General features: G+C 52.9%; 17 protein-coding genes and 1 other RNA gene. 3 read left to right on the top strand and 15 right to left on the bottom strand.

Annotated features, from left to right (window positions below; translation table 11 throughout):
- Nucleotides 1-119: 119 nt before the first annotated feature.
- From EDM54_RS10605 to EDM54_RS10585, 5 genes are all read right to left on the bottom strand, one after another.
- Nucleotides 120-410: a DUF1292 domain-containing protein gene (locus EDM54_RS10605; protein WP_003387530.1), complete on the bottom strand. Its 291-nt coding sequence runs from the start codon at nt 408-410 to the stop codon at nt 120-122.
- 5 nt (nt 411-415) lie between these two features.
- Nucleotides 416-832: a Holliday junction resolvase RuvX gene (gene ruvX / locus EDM54_RS10600; protein WP_024984956.1), complete on the bottom strand. Its 417-nt coding sequence runs from the start codon at nt 830-832 to the stop codon at nt 416-418.
- Nucleotides 833-982: 150 nt separating this feature from the next.
- Complete coding sequence (locus EDM54_RS10595; protein ID WP_003387534.1) at nt 983-1,246, bottom strand: IreB family regulatory phosphoprotein; 264 nt, start codon at nt 1,244-1,246, stop codon at nt 983-985.
- 140 nt (nt 1,247-1,386) lie between these two features.
- A complete protein-coding gene (alaS, locus tag EDM54_RS10590; protein WP_003387536.1) occupies nt 1,387-4,035 on the bottom strand; it encodes an alanine--tRNA ligase in 2,649 nt (882 codons plus the stop codon).
- 334 nt (nt 4,036-4,369) lie between these two features.
- Nucleotides 4,370-5,434: an AI-2E family transporter gene (locus tag EDM54_RS10585; protein ID WP_003387540.1), complete on the bottom strand. Its 1,065-nt coding sequence runs from the start codon at nt 5,432-5,434 to the stop codon at nt 4,370-4,372.
- 393 nt (nt 5,435-5,827) lie between these two features.
- Here EDM54_RS10585 and EDM54_RS10580 point away from each other — a divergent pair, with 393 nt between their 5' ends.
- The gene (locus EDM54_RS10580) at nt 5,828-6,514 is read left to right on the top strand and encodes a TerC family protein (RefSeq protein ID WP_003387542.1); all 687 of its coding nucleotides are present in this window, start codon (nt 5,828-5,830) and stop codon (nt 6,512-6,514) included.
- 88 nt (nt 6,515-6,602) lie between these two features.
- Here the strand turns inward: EDM54_RS10580 and EDM54_RS10575 are convergent, their stop codons facing one another.
- The 5 genes from EDM54_RS10575 to recD2 form a co-directional block, all read right to left on the bottom strand.
- Nucleotides 6,603-7,460: a MurR/RpiR family transcriptional regulator gene (locus EDM54_RS10575; RefSeq protein WP_122958167.1), complete on the bottom strand. Its 858-nt coding sequence runs from the start codon at nt 7,458-7,460 to the stop codon at nt 6,603-6,605.
- 281 nt (nt 7,461-7,741) lie between these two features.
- Nucleotides 7,742-7,927, bottom strand: coding sequence for a hypothetical protein (locus EDM54_RS10570; protein ID WP_003387544.1), 186 nt, complete (start codon nt 7,925-7,927; stop codon nt 7,742-7,744).
- Between the two features lie 27 nt (nt 7,928-7,954).
- On the bottom strand, nt 7,955-8,161 hold the full coding sequence (locus EDM54_RS10565; RefSeq protein ID WP_003387545.1) for a YrzR-like zinc ribbon domain: 207 nt from the start codon (nt 8,159-8,161) through the stop codon (nt 7,955-7,957).
- Nucleotides 8,162-8,197: 36 nt separating this feature from the next.
- On the bottom strand, nt 8,198-8,680 hold the full coding sequence (locus tag EDM54_RS10560) for a PRC-barrel domain-containing protein (protein WP_003387546.1): 483 nt from the start codon (nt 8,678-8,680) through the stop codon (nt 8,198-8,200).
- A gap of 78 nt (nt 8,681-8,758) precedes the next feature.
- Nucleotides 8,759-11,017 carry an SF1B family DNA helicase RecD2 gene (gene recD2, locus EDM54_RS10555; RefSeq protein WP_003387547.1) on the bottom strand — a complete coding sequence of 753 codons (2,259 nt, stop codon included), beginning with the start codon at nt 11,015-11,017 and terminating at the stop codon, nt 8,759-8,761.
- A gap of 431 nt (nt 11,018-11,448) precedes the next feature.
- On the opposite strand from recD2, the gene EDM54_RS26450 reads away from it, so the two are divergent.
- Nucleotides 11,449-11,619, top strand: coding sequence for a hypothetical protein (locus EDM54_RS26450; protein ID WP_155807972.1), 171 nt, complete (start codon nt 11,449-11,451; stop codon nt 11,617-11,619).
- A 111-nt stretch (nt 11,620-11,730) separates the two neighbouring features.
- Here EDM54_RS26450 and EDM54_RS10550 read toward each other — a convergent pair whose 3' ends face one another.
- The gene (locus tag EDM54_RS10550) at nt 11,731-12,873 is read right to left on the bottom strand and encodes a cysteine desulfurase family protein (RefSeq protein ID WP_024983958.1); all 1,143 of its coding nucleotides are present in this window, start codon (nt 12,871-12,873) and stop codon (nt 11,731-11,733) included.
- 12 nt (nt 12,874-12,885) lie between these two features.
- Nucleotides 12,886-13,305, bottom strand: a complete 420-nt coding sequence (gene cymR / locus EDM54_RS10545; RefSeq protein ID WP_003387550.1) for a cysteine metabolism transcriptional regulator CymR — start codon at nt 13,303-13,305, stop codon at nt 12,886-12,888.
- A gap of 107 nt (nt 13,306-13,412) precedes the next feature.
- Between cymR and EDM54_RS26445 the strand changes: the two genes are divergently transcribed.
- Nucleotides 13,413-13,586 carry a hypothetical protein gene (locus EDM54_RS26445; RefSeq protein WP_170208318.1) on the top strand — a complete coding sequence of 58 codons (174 nt, stop codon included), beginning with the start codon at nt 13,413-13,415 and terminating at the stop codon, nt 13,584-13,586.
- 41 nt (nt 13,587-13,627) lie between these two features.
- Here the strand turns inward: EDM54_RS26445 and EDM54_RS10540 are convergent, their stop codons facing one another.
- From EDM54_RS10540 to ssrS, 3 genes are all read right to left on the bottom strand, one after another.
- The gene (locus EDM54_RS10540) at nt 13,628-14,965 is read right to left on the bottom strand and encodes an AAA family ATPase (RefSeq protein WP_024983959.1); all 1,338 of its coding nucleotides are present in this window, start codon (nt 14,963-14,965) and stop codon (nt 13,628-13,630) included.
- A gap of 6 nt (nt 14,966-14,971) precedes the next feature.
- Nucleotides 14,972-15,727, bottom strand: a complete 756-nt coding sequence (locus EDM54_RS10535; protein ID WP_003387554.1) for a tRNA threonylcarbamoyladenosine dehydratase — start codon at nt 15,725-15,727, stop codon at nt 14,972-14,974.
- Between the two features lie 119 nt (nt 15,728-15,846).
- Nucleotides 15,847-16,029: non-coding RNA, 6S RNA (ssrS, locus tag EDM54_RS10530), on the bottom strand.
- Between the last annotated feature and the right edge of the window lie 10 nt (nt 16,030-16,039).

Here is a 16,039-nt window from a genome sequence, read left to right as displayed (position 1 = left end):
GCTCCTGCCTCGGTTGGACTTTCACCAACTAGCAATTAACGGCTTGCTGGGCACGCTTCATAAAAAAACGAGAGGGAAATTATCCCTCTCGTCTTCTCTCCTGGAGCTTTTCAGATTTCCTACAGATCTTCCTTCTCCAGATCGGTGATCAGGGTCTCGAATGTCGCTTCTACCTGCTCCCACTCTTCGTCGTCTTCGATCGGCTGGAGCATATCCGTGCCTTCGTAGCGGAGGAAGTGAACCTCGTACTCTTCTTCTTCCTCTTGATCGACAGGGACCAGGACCAGATACGAACGATCCTCGATGTCAAAGATATACATAATGCGGAAATCGCGAGGATCGTCGCTTCCTTCCTCGGTCAGCGCAATCACATCGCCTACTTCAAACTCCTCAAACAACTCTTCACTCATGCTCGTCACCTCGATTTCGCGTCCAAATAACCCTGCAGGATTAATACGGCCGCCATTTTGTCGATTACTTTTTTTCTTTTTTGCCGGCTGACATCGGCGGAAATCAGCATGCGCTCAGCGGCCATGGTCGTCAGACGCTCATCCCACAGGTGGACGGGCAAAGACGTATGTGCTTCGAGCTTGCTGGCAAAAGCTTGGCAAATCTCGCCTCGCGGGCCAATGGTGCCATTCATGTTCTTTGGCAAACCTACGACGATTTCACCCACGTCATACTGGGCGATCCACTCATCGAGGCGGGCAAAGTCCTTCTCTCTTGACTGCCGTCTGATCGTTTCCACGCCTTGGGCCGTCCAGCCCAGCTCATCACTGACGGCGACCCCGATCGTTTTGTCCCCGACATCCAAACCCATAATCCGTTTCATCCGACTCGCCTACTTACGCTGTTCTGATTAGATAACTCCGGCTTCGCCCGCATGTGGGCGAAGCCAATTGTACGACACACGGGATATGCGAATACCGCGGTACAACGGGGTGTTGCGTTTTTGCCGACCACCTTTTGGCAACAGGGATGATTACTTATCCCGATCGACCAAATAAACGGTTACCAGCTCTTCGATAATCCGGTCACGCTCAATTTTTCCGATCAAACTTCTAGCATTGTTGTGGCGGGGGATGAAAGCCGGGTCTCCGGACAGCAGGTAGCCGACAATCTGTGTAATCGGGTTGTACCCCTTTTCCTGCAGGGCCTGATACACCTCCGTCAAGGTTTCCCGCACTTCCTCTGACTTATTCTCTTTGGGCACCGTGAACTTCATGGTTTTATCCATCGAACTCACGATCAACACCTCGATTCATTGAGACTCTTCCGCTGGTTGCTTTGCCATTCCTTGTGTACTTCGCTTCGAACACACTCATTTCCTTGTTGTTTCTGCACTTTTCCACAAAAGTTGGCGAAAGTTGACGGACAGAGGCGGTATTACTTCGCCGCCAACTGTCCTTTTACCAGCTCATATACCAACTCAAGCGCTTCCTGCAGCTTGGACGGGTCTTTGCCGCCAGCCTGGGCCATATCTGGACGTCCGCCGCCGCCGCCACCGCAACGAGTCGCTACTTCTTTAATAATTTTGCCGGCATGCAAGCCTTGATCCATCAGGTCCTTGGTCACCCCTGTAACGAGGTTGACCTTTTCTCCATCGACGGAACCGAGCACGATTACGGCTGACCCGAGCTTGTTTTTCAGCTCATCGACCATACCGCGCAGGTTATCCATATCGGATGCAGATACACGTGCCGCCAGCACCTGCACGCCGTTTACCTGCTGGAGCTTGTCGGTCAAGGAAGCCGCTTCGATGTTTCCAAGCTTGGCGCGGAGGGATTCATTTTCGCGTTGTACGTCCTTGAGTTGCTGCTGGAGACTCTCTACACGGGCAGGTGCTTCTGCCAGCAGCGGGGCCTTCAGTGTTTGCGCCACTTCCTTCAAAATGCCGAGCTGTTCGTTCAGGAATTGGTAAGCGCCGCGTCCGGTCACCGCTTCGATCCGGCGCGTACCCGCTCCGATGCCGCTTTCGCTCAAAATCTTGAACAGACCGATCTCTGCCGTGTTGGCAACATGGCATCCGCCGCACAGCTCAAGGCTGTACTCGCCCACTTTGACGACACGAACGATATCGCCGTATTTTTCGCCGAACAAGGCCATTGCACCCATTGCCTTCGCTTCGGTCAACGAGCGATTCGAAATCTCGACAGCCAGATTGGCCCAAACTTTTTCGTTGACGATCTTTTCGATCTGCTCGAGCTCCTCAGGGGTGATCGCGCTGATGTGTGTAAAGTCGAAACGAAGCCGTTCCGGAGCCACCAGCGAGCCTGCCTGATTGACATGCGTTCCCAATACGTCTTTCAGCGCCTGATGGAGCAGGTGAGTAGCAGTATGGTTCTTCGTGATGTCGAGACGGGCTTCACGGTTTACCTCGGCCCGGACCTCGTCACCAACGCGAAGTGTGCCCGCTTCCACCGTCACCGTATGGATGTTTTGACCCATCGGCCCTTTTTGCACGTCGCTGACTCGTGCTTTGACGCTGTCGGAGATGAGTTCGCCTTCATCGTTGACCTGACCGCCGCTTTCCGCATAGAAAGGAGTGCGACTCAGGATGACCTGAACTGTTTGTCCTTCCTCCGCTTGATCAACCAATTGATTTGCTGACACAATCGCTTCGACTTTACCAGTCGCTACCAATTCAGTATACCCAACAAATTCGCTCGTAACCGTCAAATCGGAAAGCGGACCTCCCTGGATCTGCATGCTGTCCACGTCCTGACGGGCATCGCGGGCGCGCTGGCGCTGTTCCTCCATCGCTTGTTCAAAGCCGTCGCGGTCCACGGACAGACCTTGCTCACCCGCGAAATCTTCGGTGAGGTCGACCGGGAAGCCATACGTATCGTACATCTTGAACACTTCAGGCCCGGAAAGCTGGCTTTTGCCTTCTGCTTTCGCGGCTTTTACCATCTCGGACAAGATAGCAAGTCCATCGTTCAAGGTTTCGTGGAAACGCTCTTCCTCGGCGCGAATAACTTTTTCGATGAAAGCGCGCTTCTCCACCACTTCCGGATAAAACTCGCCCATCATGCTGCCGACTGTTTCCGTCAGGCGGTACAGGAACGGCTGCTCGATGCCCAGCTTTTTGCCCATCCGTACTGCACGGCGAAGCAAGCGGCGGATGACATAGCCGCGGCCCTCGTTGGACGGCAGGGCTCCGTCGCCGATAGCGAATGTGACCGTACGCGAATGGTCGGCGATAACTTTCAGGGCCACATCCAGTTCAGGGTCTTGTTTATAGGCTACGCCGGAAATGCGGCTGGCTGCTTCAATCAGCGGGAACAGCAGGTCTGTCTCGTAGTTGTTGTCCACTTCCTGAATGATCGAAGCCATCCGCTCCAGGCCCATGCCGGTATCGATGTTTTTCTTCGGCAGTGGCGTGTAGGTGCCGTCCGGATTGTGGTTGAACTGGGAGAATACGAGGTTCCACACCTCCAGGTAGCGCTCGTTTTCGCCGCCCGGGTACAGCTCCGGATCATTCGGGTCATTGCCGAAGCGCTCGCCCCGATCGTAGAAAATCTCTGTGTTGGGACCACTCGGGCCTTCCCCGATATCCCAGAAGTTTCCTTCCAGCCGGATAATCCGCTCTGCAGGAATGCCGATCTGCTTGTGCCAGATTTCGTACGCTTCCTCGTCCTCCGGGTGAATGGTGACGGAGAGCTTCTCCGGATCAAAGCCGATCCATTCCTTGCTTGTGAGGAACTCCCATGCCCAGTGAATCGATTCTTCCTTGAAGTAATCGCCGATGGAGAAGTTCCCCATCATTTCAAAGAAGGTATGGTGGCGCGCAGTGCGTCCTACGTTTTCGATGTCGTTGGTGCGAATCGATTTTTGCGCGTTGGTGATGCGTGGATTCTCAGGAATGATGCGGCCGTCAAAATATTTTTTGAGTGTGGCTACGCCGCTGTTGATCCAAAGCAGGGATGGATCGTCCACCGGCACCAGGGGCGCACTCGGTTCGATGCGATGGCCCTTTTGCACGAAAAAATCAAGAAACATTTTGCGAATTTGATTACCTGTCAGCTTCTTCATAAAAACTGCCCTCCTATTATGATGAAGTATGAAAATAAAAAAGTCCCCATCCCCTCAGGGACGAGAACTTGTCTCGCGGTACCACCCTGCTTACAGGCATCGTGATTCTGCGCATCCATGCCTGTCGCTCGATTAAGGCCGTAACGGTGCCTGGCCGCCGGTTTTTTCCCGGTCTTGGGAGTAGCCTTCCGTCGCTCTTCTTCTGGCCACTCTCTCAACCTGCGGAGTGTCCTCTCTGTAGAAGGGCTGCAACGTACTCGTTCCTTCATCGATCTGCGGGGTTATCCCCGTTACTCTTCATTGTCCGTATTATAAATTTTTTTACCGATTGCTGTCAACTTTCATGCATGATCAGAGCGATCCGGCTTATGACCACCTTGCAGACTGCCAAGACCGGGACAGCCACGATCAAGCCGATAATCCCGCCGATTGCCTCCCCGGTTAGTAGTGCGAGGATGATAAGCAGCGGATGCAATTGCAGGGAGCGGCCGACGACATTGGGCGAAAGAATATTTCCCTCCAGAATCTGGATGACCCCATTTACGGCCAAGACCAGCAAGGTCATCTTGAACGATATGGTCAGCGAAACGACGACGGCAGGGGCTGCGCCGATGATCGGGCCGATATAGGGAATGACGTTGGTCAGGCAGACGAAAGAGGCCAGCACGAACGGATACGGCATTCCGATAATCCAGTACCCGATATACGCGCACAGTCCCACGATGAGCGCGACGATCATCTGACCGTGTATGTAATTCCCCAATGACTCGTTGACATCTCGCAATACGGCAAGCACCTGTTTGCGGTAGCGGGCCGGTATGATCGCGATTCCCGTCCGGTGAAGATCTTTCATGTCCTTCAACAAATAAAAAGCGATAAACGGCACGACCGCATAGGCAAGCAGCTTTCCGAGCGTATTGCGGGCGTTGTTCACAAACTGCGTAATCGAGTGGGACATTTTCTCCTGTGACTGGATGATGACCCGGTCCACGCCATGTGAAATGCTGTCCGGCAAAAAGTATTTGTGCGACTCCCATTCACTCATCCATTTGTGATACCATTCGGTCAGTCTGGGAATATCGTCGGAGAGCTCGATCAACTGCGTCGTAAAAATGGGGATGGCGTTGACGACTGCGATAGCGATGATCAGTACGAACGAAGCATAGATCAACAGCACTGCCATCAGCCTCGGTACCCTGCGCCTCTCCAGCAACTGGACGATAGGATGCAGCAAATAAGCGATCAACAGCCCTACGATAAAAGGCAGGAGAATTTCTGTCAGCAGATGGTACCAGGCGCTAATCACAGGGCGCAGCAGCCAGAGCAAGTTGCCGATGATCAGCAGTACGATCAGCCAAATCGCAGCGGCAAACAGGCGGCTGTTGCGAAGTCCTTCCACGGCTGTGACCTCCTCTACGCAAATTTCGTATGGATTAGCATGTGTCAATTTGAAAAAAACATGTACATGGGTGACAGTTGCTTATTGACACATCTTGAGTAGCAGGTGTACGATATAAACACAAATGGATATTCTCCAAAGGGGAGTAGCTTTTTCGCAGCAAAGTCGTCATTACGGGAATTTTTTCCCCGGCTTTGTTGGCAACGTCACGTTCGTTGTAAGCAAGACCTTTGCCTGATTAGGTAAGGGTCTTTTCTGTTTTTTTCGACCTTTGCCTGTTAGGGTAAAGGTCGTTTTGTTTTCCTCATCGTGACACAGACTACATAAAAAGTGTCAAGCAGATTTGGAGCAGCGGCCTTTAGAGACATCCACAAAAAAGGAGGTTGGAGAAACATGGAGATGTTGTTTACACCTGCATTCTGGTCTGCGCTGCTTGCCATCATTGTCATCGATCTTGTGCTGGCGGGAGATAACGCTATCGTTATCGGGATGGCTGCTCGCAATTTGCCTGCCCATCAGCAAAAGAAAGCGATCATCTGGGGAACCGTCGGGGCGGTTGTCATTCGGGCAGCGGCGACTCTGGCTGTGGTCTGGCTGTTACAAATTCCGGGTCTTTTGCTCGTCGGCGGTTTGATGCTGATCTGGATCGCCATGAAGCTGCTTGTACAAGACGGAGGACATGAAACAGTCAAAGCAGGCTCCAGCCTGGGTGCGGCCATTTGGACGATTGTCGTCGCTGACGCTGTCATGGGACTGGACAATGTGATTGCAGTTGCCGGGGCAGCACACGGAAGCTTTCTGTTGGTGGTACTGGGCTTGATCATCAGTGTTCCCGTCATGGTCTGGGGCAGCACACTCGTGCTGAAGGTCATGGACCGCTACCCTGCCGTGATTTACATCGGATCAGCCGTACTTGCCTACACTGCGGGAAGCATGATTACAGGCGAGCCATTCCTGAAGGGCTTCTTTGTCGAATACCCGATCCTGAAATGGGCATTGATTGCCGTAATCGTTGTTGGCGTCCTGCTGATTGGCCGGATGAAAAATCAGGCGCAAAAACGGATGGCCGAACAATCGTAAACAAGAAACAGGCTTCGCCAGTTGGCGAAGCCTTCTTTGTTTGGTCATATCCCGTCGTTTACTTGCCCTCAGTCTTCATTTTCATCATCTATGAAGTCTCAAAAAACGGATAAAACTGCTGGATGCTCTCGTCGTACTGCTTGATTCGCCGCTGTACGTTGTTCCGGTCTGCCTGGACAACGCCGCTGACCAATACGTTCAACAAAGAAAAAATCGTAGCCATTCCTTTTAACGCTGTAGGCGAAGGAGTGCTTGCTTTGATCAGCACATCAGCAATCGGTCCGATCGGAGACAGCTCATCGTCGGTAATCGCCAGTATTTTTGCTCCCTTGTCCTTGGCTGCCGTGGAAAAAATGATCGTCTCTGACGTATAGCGGGGGAATGAAAAAGCAATCACCAGACTTTTGGCATCCACTTCCGTGATCAAGTAATTGGCATCATCAATCTGCCCTCGATACAGGTATGTGTTTCCCTTTACCACGTTTAGCGTGGAAGCAAGCCAGGTAGCGGGTCCGTGTGAGCTGCGGAACCCGACGACAATCAGCTTTTTCGCTTTCACAATCAGCTCCACCGCTCGCTGAAACTGCCCCGGATCCAAGGCGTTCATAGTCTTTCGAATATAGGCGATGTCCTGCTCCATATGGTAGGCGACCAGATCAGTCTCTCCTGCCACGTCTGTTGAGTACTGCTCCAACAGCTTGTCTTGTTTGCCCGAAAGCAGCATCAACTCGCGAATCTCATTTTGCAAAGCGGTATATCCGGAGTAGCCTAATGTATAACAAAGGCGGATGACAGTGGTTTCGCTCGTTCCCGTAAGCGAGCCGATTACCCTTGCCGGATGGAGCGCGACTTGCTTTGGCTCGTCCAGGATAAGCTTGGCAACCAATTTTTGCTGGTTGGTCAAAGTGTGGTAGTGCTTGCGGATCTGTTCGTTTACAGTGTCCATCTTTTCCTCCTCAACGCATTCTGACAGATCATCTTCTGTTCCGGCTGGCGGCAAAATTCGTCCCGCTCCCCGTCTCATCCATCTATCGATAAATGGGTATAGATTTTTGAAGAGAAAACTGCTCAATTATAAAATTTACGAAGCATAAGCACTGGCGTAGCCATTATATGGGACTAATCGTTATTTTACCAATACTTTTAAAATAATCTTCATTCCATTATGTGTATGCAAAAAAACCGGACGCACCTTGATCGCGTCCGGCTGATAGCTTGCCTAGCATGCTAACGAGCAAAAACTCGCATCAGCTTCTGGCTTGTTTTCATCATTTTTCTTACATCCCGCATGGAGACCGGCCAACGATTGATGTTCAACGCAAAACGTTTGCGGCGGCGCGGAGCCATCATATATCCGACAGCAGCCACGATGCCGCCTGCAGCTATAATGCCAAGCAGGTTTCGAGCAATCATTCGCGACACACCTCCGGTTTTGGATGTCTACATGCTTAACTGAGTCGGTACGATCTGTTCTTCGATAAACAGATCATTGAGCGAATGCAGTGAGCCGTCTTCTTCCACCTGGTAAACGGAAGCGATCTGCTCATTGGCTACGCTCATTTCAATAAAGCAGTTCCAGCAATAGTATTGATTGGTACCAATTTTGCCTATGTCTTTGGAACTGCAGTTCGGGCAAATCACACGCATCTATCTTTTCCTCCCTTTCACGCCTGGCTGCGAACCTTAATCCGGCACGATCAGGTTTTCTTCCCCAATAATGACGGACGGAGGAACGGACAGGCGTTTACGTCCTTCAGTAACGTCCGCCAGCCAACCGTTCGATAATTCGTACCCTACAATTTTCTCCCAGTCCGCAGAGAAGTAAACATCTTCCAATCGCCCGAGCAAGTTCCCCGAAGCGGAAATCACGGATTTCCCCTTCAGTTTCAGCTTCCCTGTCAGGACACCTGTGGGTTCCGAAGCGGCCAGTTGATCCAAGGAGGTAATTGCGTCTTTGCCCGAAACAGTGAGACAGGACTCTCCTACCGCATGAATGCGGCCCAGGGGAATATAGGTGCCGGATTGCAGCCAGCCCTGTTCGCTCAGCAAGACTCCTGCGACCTGCCAATTGTCGGAGTCAAAGAGAATGTCACGGATAACACCGATCTCTTCGCCTGTATCCAGGCAGACGACCGGCATGCCCACTACATCCAATGCCTTGCGCATAATGGGATTTCCCCCTTCCGCCTCTTTAGTATCGGGCGGATGGAATCGTTCCATACAGCGACAAAACAGGTTCCAACATCATCCTTGTTTCAGGCGTTCCTCCAGGTAGCTGTATCGTACGCCCTCTTCGTCTGTCTGGACGGCGATACGAAACGCTTCCGGCTCTCCACACATGATGAGAAATGATTTACTGCGCGTTATTCCTGTATACACCAGCTTCCGTCGCAGCATCCTGTGGTAATTTTTTACAAATGGCATGACGACGATTGGAAACTCGCTGCCTTGCGACTTATGAACGGAGCAGCAGTAGGCCAGCGTCAGCTGATGGTATGCAGACCGCTTGTACATCACTTCACGGCCATCAAAGGAGACGACGATCATTTCTTCATTCTCTGCGTTTTCATTTGGGTAAAAAATGGCGACAATCTCACCCATATCACCGTTGAACACGTGTTCTTCGGCGTTGTTTACAAGTTGAAGCACTTTGTCCCCCGTCCGAAATACGGTGTCGCCAAACGTCACTTCCCGTTTTTGGCCGGTCTTTGGATTAAACAGCTCCTGGAGCTCTTCATTCAACCGGTTTACACCCGCATTTCCTTTGTACATGGGCGCGAGGACTTGTACATCTTTTGCTGTATATCCTTTCTTTACGGCTCCCGAGCAAATTTGTTTCACAGCTTCGTTTACATCTTGTGGCGAACTTGTGAAAAATCTGCGATCAGGGGAGGAATCCAGCAGATCGGACGGGACAATTCCTTTCCGCACATCATGGGCGAGGCGAATAATCGACGATTCTTCCGCTTGCCGATAAATCTCCGTAAGCTGTACGCGCGGCAATAGCCCGGAACGAATCATGTCCTGCAAAACGTTCCCCGGGCCGACAGACGGAAGCTGGTCCGGATCGCCAACCATGATGATTTGCATGTCGCTTGGCAGCGCTCTGAACAATTGATTCGCAAGCCAAATGTCCACCATCGACATCTCATCTACGATCAACAGCTTTCCACGGATCTGGTGTTCGGCATCATGTTCAAAGCTGTCGCCTTTCCAGCCAAGCAGCCGGTGAAGCGTCATGGCGGGCAGCCCGGTCGTCTCCGCCATTCTCTTTGCCGCTCTGCCCGTAGGCGCGGCCAGCAGGATGGGAAAAGGATTGCTTTCGTCATATTTTTTCAGATCGAAGGAAATTCCATGCAGATGTGCAAATACACGACATATCCCCCGGATGACAGTAGTCTTCCCTGTACCCGGCCCACCTGTCAGCAGCATCAAGCCAGAAGTGATCGCCTGTTCGATCGCATCCCGCTGCGTCTGTGCATACGTAATATCCAGCTCTTCTTCGACTGCACCCATGGCCTGGTACAGCTCAGACACCGGAAAGGAAGCAAAGTCATCGCGGTCGGCAAAAAAACGAAGCCGCTTGGCCAAGCCGACCTCGGCAAAAAAGAGGCTTGGCAAGTAAACCCGCTCCTCGTCCCACATCACTTTGGAGGCGACAAACAGCGCTTCAATCGCCAGTCTGACCTCTTCCGGCGTAAAGGCATGTCCGCCGCACTCATGAAGCAAGCGCAGCGTTTTTTCACACAGCTCTTCGATCGGGAGAAAAACGTGGCCTTCGGCATAAGAAGCTTCCTGCAGCGTAAAAATAGCTGCTGCCTGGACCCGCTCCTCCGAGGACGCCGCGATCCCGGTTGAACGAGCGATCTCGTCCGCACGTTTGAAACCGATCCCCTGCACATCCTCGATCAGCCGGTACGGCTCCTCCGAAAGCACCTTCAAGGTCTCCAGCTTGTATGTCTGGTAGATGCGCAATGCGAGCTGCACTCCGATCCCGAACTCGTACAAAAACACCATAGCCTGTTCCAAAGAACGATGTTCCATCACCGATTCATAAATCTGCTTGGCACGTGCTTCCGATATCCCAGGCACCTCCGCCAACGACTCGGGACGGTCAGCGATAATCGACAACGCGTCGACTCCCAGATGCTCTACGATTCGTTTGGCCATCTTTTTGCCAATTCCCTGGAACAGGCCACTGGCCAGATACTTTTCTACGCCAGCCACCGTTTTCGGCGTTTCGCGCTCATAACGGGAAGCCGCGAATTGCTGCCCAAACCGGGGGTGTGTTTTCCATTCTCCGTAAAATGTGTACAGCTCTTCCGGATGAGGACGGGGGAAGTTTCCCACGACAACGACGTCATTCTCCTTGATCGCTTCCGAGGTCTCCTCTACTTTAAGACGAATAACTCCATACCACGTTTCTTCATTGTAAAAAATTTCTTGTTCCACATAGCCGCGAACGAATGGTTCAGCAAACAAAGGGAGTGTTTCCTGCGACATCATAGCGCCCCCTCGAAAGACATACTGGTTTTACACCTGCTGATACAGAAAAGAAACCCACCCGCAGCAGGAGCATCGCGGGCGGGGTCTACGCAATTCAGGAACCGTTCGTCAACGGGTCGACAAAACGGTCTGCCGATACTGATGTTTAGATTGTAAAACGATTTACTTGTTCTGACAACCGCTCCGCCATTTGAGCCAATTTCTCCGCAGCTGCTTTCATTTCCTCTGTCGTGGCCGTCTGCTGCTCGGAAGCGGCGGCAACCTCTTGGGTGTCAGGCGGAAACATGGCATGAAAAGCAGTTCTAGTGCCCTATTCTACATGTTTGTCCGCTGCCAATCCATCCACAATTTGGTGAAGAAGAGAAACAATGAAATCATTTGCCGGATATTGACAATGCAAATGGCTGATCGGCCTTGGGCTGTTTTCCGTGATGGTCAGCAGCATTCCGACTCTTTTTGTCTATCTCCTGGGTTGGCTTCTCAGTTTTCTGGGAGAAGCTACGCTGCTTCTCCTCCTGCGGCGGCAGCATGGAAAGCTGCGGGAAGCGCTGATGTACACTGCCGGCATCGGTCTTGTTGTTCTTTGGTCTGTCCTGTAAATGAAAAGAAACTCAAGAGAGCATGCAAAAAACCAACGGATACACGCACCGTTGGTTTTTATCGTCTGTTCAACTCTTCGTTTCAGTTGAGCCACACTCGTTCGTAAACGGTTACCGTTTCAGCCGATGTACGATCTGGGCCACCTTCCGGGCAGCCCGCTCTGCTTCCTCAACCGTATTGGTGATTCCGAAGCTGAACCGAATCGCCGATTGGGCTACAGGGTCATCCAGGCACATCGCTTCGAGCACATGCGACAGCTCCAGCGAGCCGGACGTACAGGCGGAGCCGCTCGCGGCTGCCACTCCCTCCAGATCGAGGTTCATCAGCATCGTTTCGGTATGGACACCGGGAAAGCTTACGTTCAGAATATGCGGGAGGTGTTTTTCCGGATGCCCGTTTACCTCAAAAGAGATGCCTTCCTGCTGCCAGCACTGGAGCATTGTGGTGCGCATCTGCCGGTACTTGGCTACGCGCTCCTCCATTTCCTCCTGCGCGATCCTGGCCGCTTCGGCAAATCCGATGATACTCGCCAGATTTTCCGTACCCGCCCTGCGTTTGCGCTCCTGCGAGCCGCCGTGCAGGTAAGGGGTAAACGGCACCTTGCGTCCCAAGAACAGCGCCCCGACTCCTTTGGGGCCATTGATTTTATGGGCGGAAACAGACAGCATGTCGACAGGCAGCTTGCTGACGCTGATCGGCAAAACGCCCACGGCCTGCACGGCATCCGTGTGAAAAACGATTTCGCGCTCGCGTAGATAGCTTCCCATTTCTTCGATCGGCTGAATCGTTCCGACCTCATTGTTGCCGTACATGATCGATACGAGGATTGTATCCGGCCGTACTGCTTTTTTCAGCTCGTCTGTGCTGATCAAGCCCGTTTTGTCCGCAGGGAGATACGTTACTTCAAAGCCGAGCTGTTCCAGATGCTCGCAAGCATGCAGAACGGCATGGTGTTCGATGCTGGACGTGATCACGTGGCGGCCACGCTCGCGCTGGGCCATCGCTCCGCCAATGATCGCCATATTGTCCGCTTCCGTGCCGCCGCTCGTAAAGACCAGGGTCTGCGGATCGGCATCGAGGAAGCGTGCGATCGTATCGCGGGCTCCTTCCAGAGCTTGTCTCGCTTCACGTCCAAAGCCGTGGACACTCGAGGGATTTCCGTACACTTCTGTCAAAAATGGATGCATCGCTTCCACCACACGGGGATGTACCGGTGTCGTGGCAGCGTGGTCCAGATAGATTCGCTCTCGCACTAATGTCACCTTCTATATATAGAACATGTAGCCGTCAGAATGGCCTTCATCCTTATAACTGATCAAATCCTGCAAGGATGTGGAATCGAGTACTGCGGAAATGCTGTCGCGGATACGCAGCCAGAGGTAGCGCTTGGCCGGGTCTTCCTCCTCGGCAAACTCGACCGGGCTGATCGGTCCCTCCAAAACGCGGATGATGTCTCCCGCAGAGATTTCCTCGGGCTGTTTCGCCAAGACGTAGCCGCCGTACGCTCCGCGAATGCTTTTTACCAATCCTGCGTTGCGCAGCGGCGCGACGAGCTGCTCCAGATAATGCTCAGACAAATCGTGGCGCTGGGCGATACTTCTCAGCGAAACCGGCCCCTCTCCAAAGCGGTTGGCCAGCTCCATCATGATCGTGAGGCCGTAACGTCCTTTCGTAGATATTTTCACAGTAACAACTCTCCTCTATCTGCAGTATTCCCCGCAAACCAGTTTCCCCGTCTCTTACATTTCTCGGCTCGTCGGGGACACACTAGCTTCCAGGGGGTGAATGCACGATGGCAACGAACAAACGCTCGGAGAGAGGGCGCAACCATCCCTCCGATACGCTTTACGACCAGCCGGCCGGTACCATTGCCCACAAAGCTCGTTTTGGCGCCAGCGAACAGAGCAAGCAGCCAAATGAAAACGGCGATCTGCCCAACAAACCGGGCGGAAATGTGCGAACCTAAGCGATGCTCCCCCGTACCTTGGGGGAGTTTTTTATACGATATCAGCTTTGCGAATCGTCTGTTACCTTGTTTCGCTCATTTTGCAGGCGGCCGATTTCCTGTTCGTAGCCGATCGGCTTCGGCCGGTAAAATGCATAGTCCACCCCGTCCGGCAAATATTGCTGCTCAACATAGCCGCCAGGGTAGTTGTGCGGATACAAATATCCTTTTCCATGCCCGAGGCGGGAAGCCCCTTTGTATGCGGAGTCGCGCAGATGGATCGGAACCGGCTTGTGGCCGTCTGTCCGAATCGTCTCTAGCGCCTGATTAATCCCGTTGTACGCCGCATTGCTCTTTGGAGCTGTCGCCAGATAGGTCGTCGCTTGGGCCAAAGGAATCCGTCCCTCCGGCATGCCGACCAGCTCCAGCGCCTGGAAACAGGATACGGCCACGGTAATTGCTTGCGGATCGGCATTTCCGATGTCTTCGGAAGCCGATATAATCAGGCGGCGGGCGATAAACCGCGGGTCTTCCCCAGCGTCGATCATCCGGGCAAGCCAATACAGGGCCGCGTCCGGATCAGAGCCGCGGATGGATTTGATGAAAGCAGAAGCCGTGTCGTAATGGTTGTCACCGCTTTTGTCGTAACGAACAGCACGCCGCTGGATCGACTCCACGGCCACATCGAGCGTGATGACGATGCGTCCGTCCGGTCCGGGAGGCGTTGTCGTTGCAGCCAGCTCCAGCGCGTTGAGCAGTCTGCGCGCATCGCCCTCGGCGTATTGGATCAAGTGATCCCTCGCCTCCGGCTCAACCTCCACATACAGCTCCGCCAAGCCGTTCTCTTCATCTGTCAAAGCCCGCTGTATCACCTGTTCAAGGTGTTCATGCGTCAATGGCTGGAGTTGGAAAATTTGCGACCGCGAAAGCAGTGCCGGATTTACCTCGAAAAACGGATTCTCCGTCGTCGCTCCAATTAGCGTAATGGTGCCCTCCTCCACATACGGAAGCAAGGCATCCTGCTGCGATTTATTGAAGCGATGGATCTCATCCACGAACAGCGTTGTCCGCTGGCCGCCCATAACCAGCCGTTCCTTCGCCTCGTCGACGACTTTGCGAATGTCAGCCACCCCTGCCGTTACGGCATTCAGCTCGGCAAAATGCGTCCGTGTCGTGCGGGCAATCACCTTGGCCAAGGTCGTTTTGCCTGTTCCCGGCGGCCCGTAAAAAATCAGCGAAGAAACCTGGTCAGCCTCAATCGCCCGGCGCAACAGCTTCCCTTCTCCAAGAATATGTTCCTGGCCGATCACATCGCGGATCGTCTGCGGTCGCATCCGGGCAGCAAGCGGCTTGCTTTGTCCCTTGTCGTTTGCTTCATGGGCAAATGAAAACAGATCCATGTCGCTCTACCCTTTTGCCGGCTGCCAGTCCAACAGATCGCGGACGACAACACTCGCTAGAATAAGTCCTGCTACGGAAGGGACAAATGCATTGCTGGCCGGGGGCTGACGCACTTTGCTGATCGGCGAATTCGGATCGGTTACGATCTGTTCGCGGACATCGGTGCGTATGGTCACCGGGATCTCCTTGGAGTACACCACTTTTACACCCTTGTAAATGCCGCTTTTTCTCAGTTCGCGGCGGATTACCTTGGCAATCGGATCGTAGCTGGTCTGGGAAATATCGGCCACTTCAAACTTTGTCGGGTCCATTTTGTTGGCCGCTCCCATGCTGGAGATGATCGGAATGTTGCGTCGTTTCGCTTCCAGTATCAGGTGCAGCTTGGCCGACATCGTATCCATCGCATCGACGATGTAATCAAGCTCATGGGCAAACAGCTGATCGGCCGTTTCCGCATTGTAAAACATGTTCAGCGTGACAACCTCGCAAGCCGGGTTGATGGCGGCAATCCGCTCTTTCATCAGTTCGGCTTTCTTTTGACCGATCGTATTGAGCGTAGCATGAATTTGGCGATTGATATTGGTAATGTCGACGACGTCCTTGTCCACCAGTACCAGCTTGCCTACGCCGGTGCGGGCCAAAGCTTCGACCGTGAAGGAACCGACACCCCCTACACCGAGTACCGCTACTGTGCTGTTTTTCATTTTTTCCAAACCTTCGGGACCGAAGGCCAATTCGCAACGAGAAAATTGATGAAGCATCCACCGTCAACCTTTCTGATCAAAGCATGACAATTCTTGAGGAACAAATCCAATCCGTTTATCGACTGGAAGGAGCATAAACGATATGCAATCGGAAAAGTAGGAATGTCAGACAAAAAAGGAGCCCCAAAATGCCGTGCTGCTCCTACAGTTTTGAACCTGCTCATCGCAGGTGGGTGTCTTGCCCAACCGTCCCGGACGTCCACTCGATGGAGGCATGTCCTCGCGATTGCGGACGAAAAACTCCCTAAAAAGACTTTGTGGCTCAAAACTATCGGAAGTCACGTACATCGCAGGGCTATTTATCAGTAT

Origin of the sequence: Brevibacillus borstelensis, from assembly GCF_003710865.1 — a bacterium.
GTDB lineage: Bacteria > Bacillota > Bacilli > Brevibacillales > Brevibacillaceae > Brevibacillus > Brevibacillus borstelensis.
This window is presented reverse-complemented; position numbering and strand designations above follow the sequence as displayed.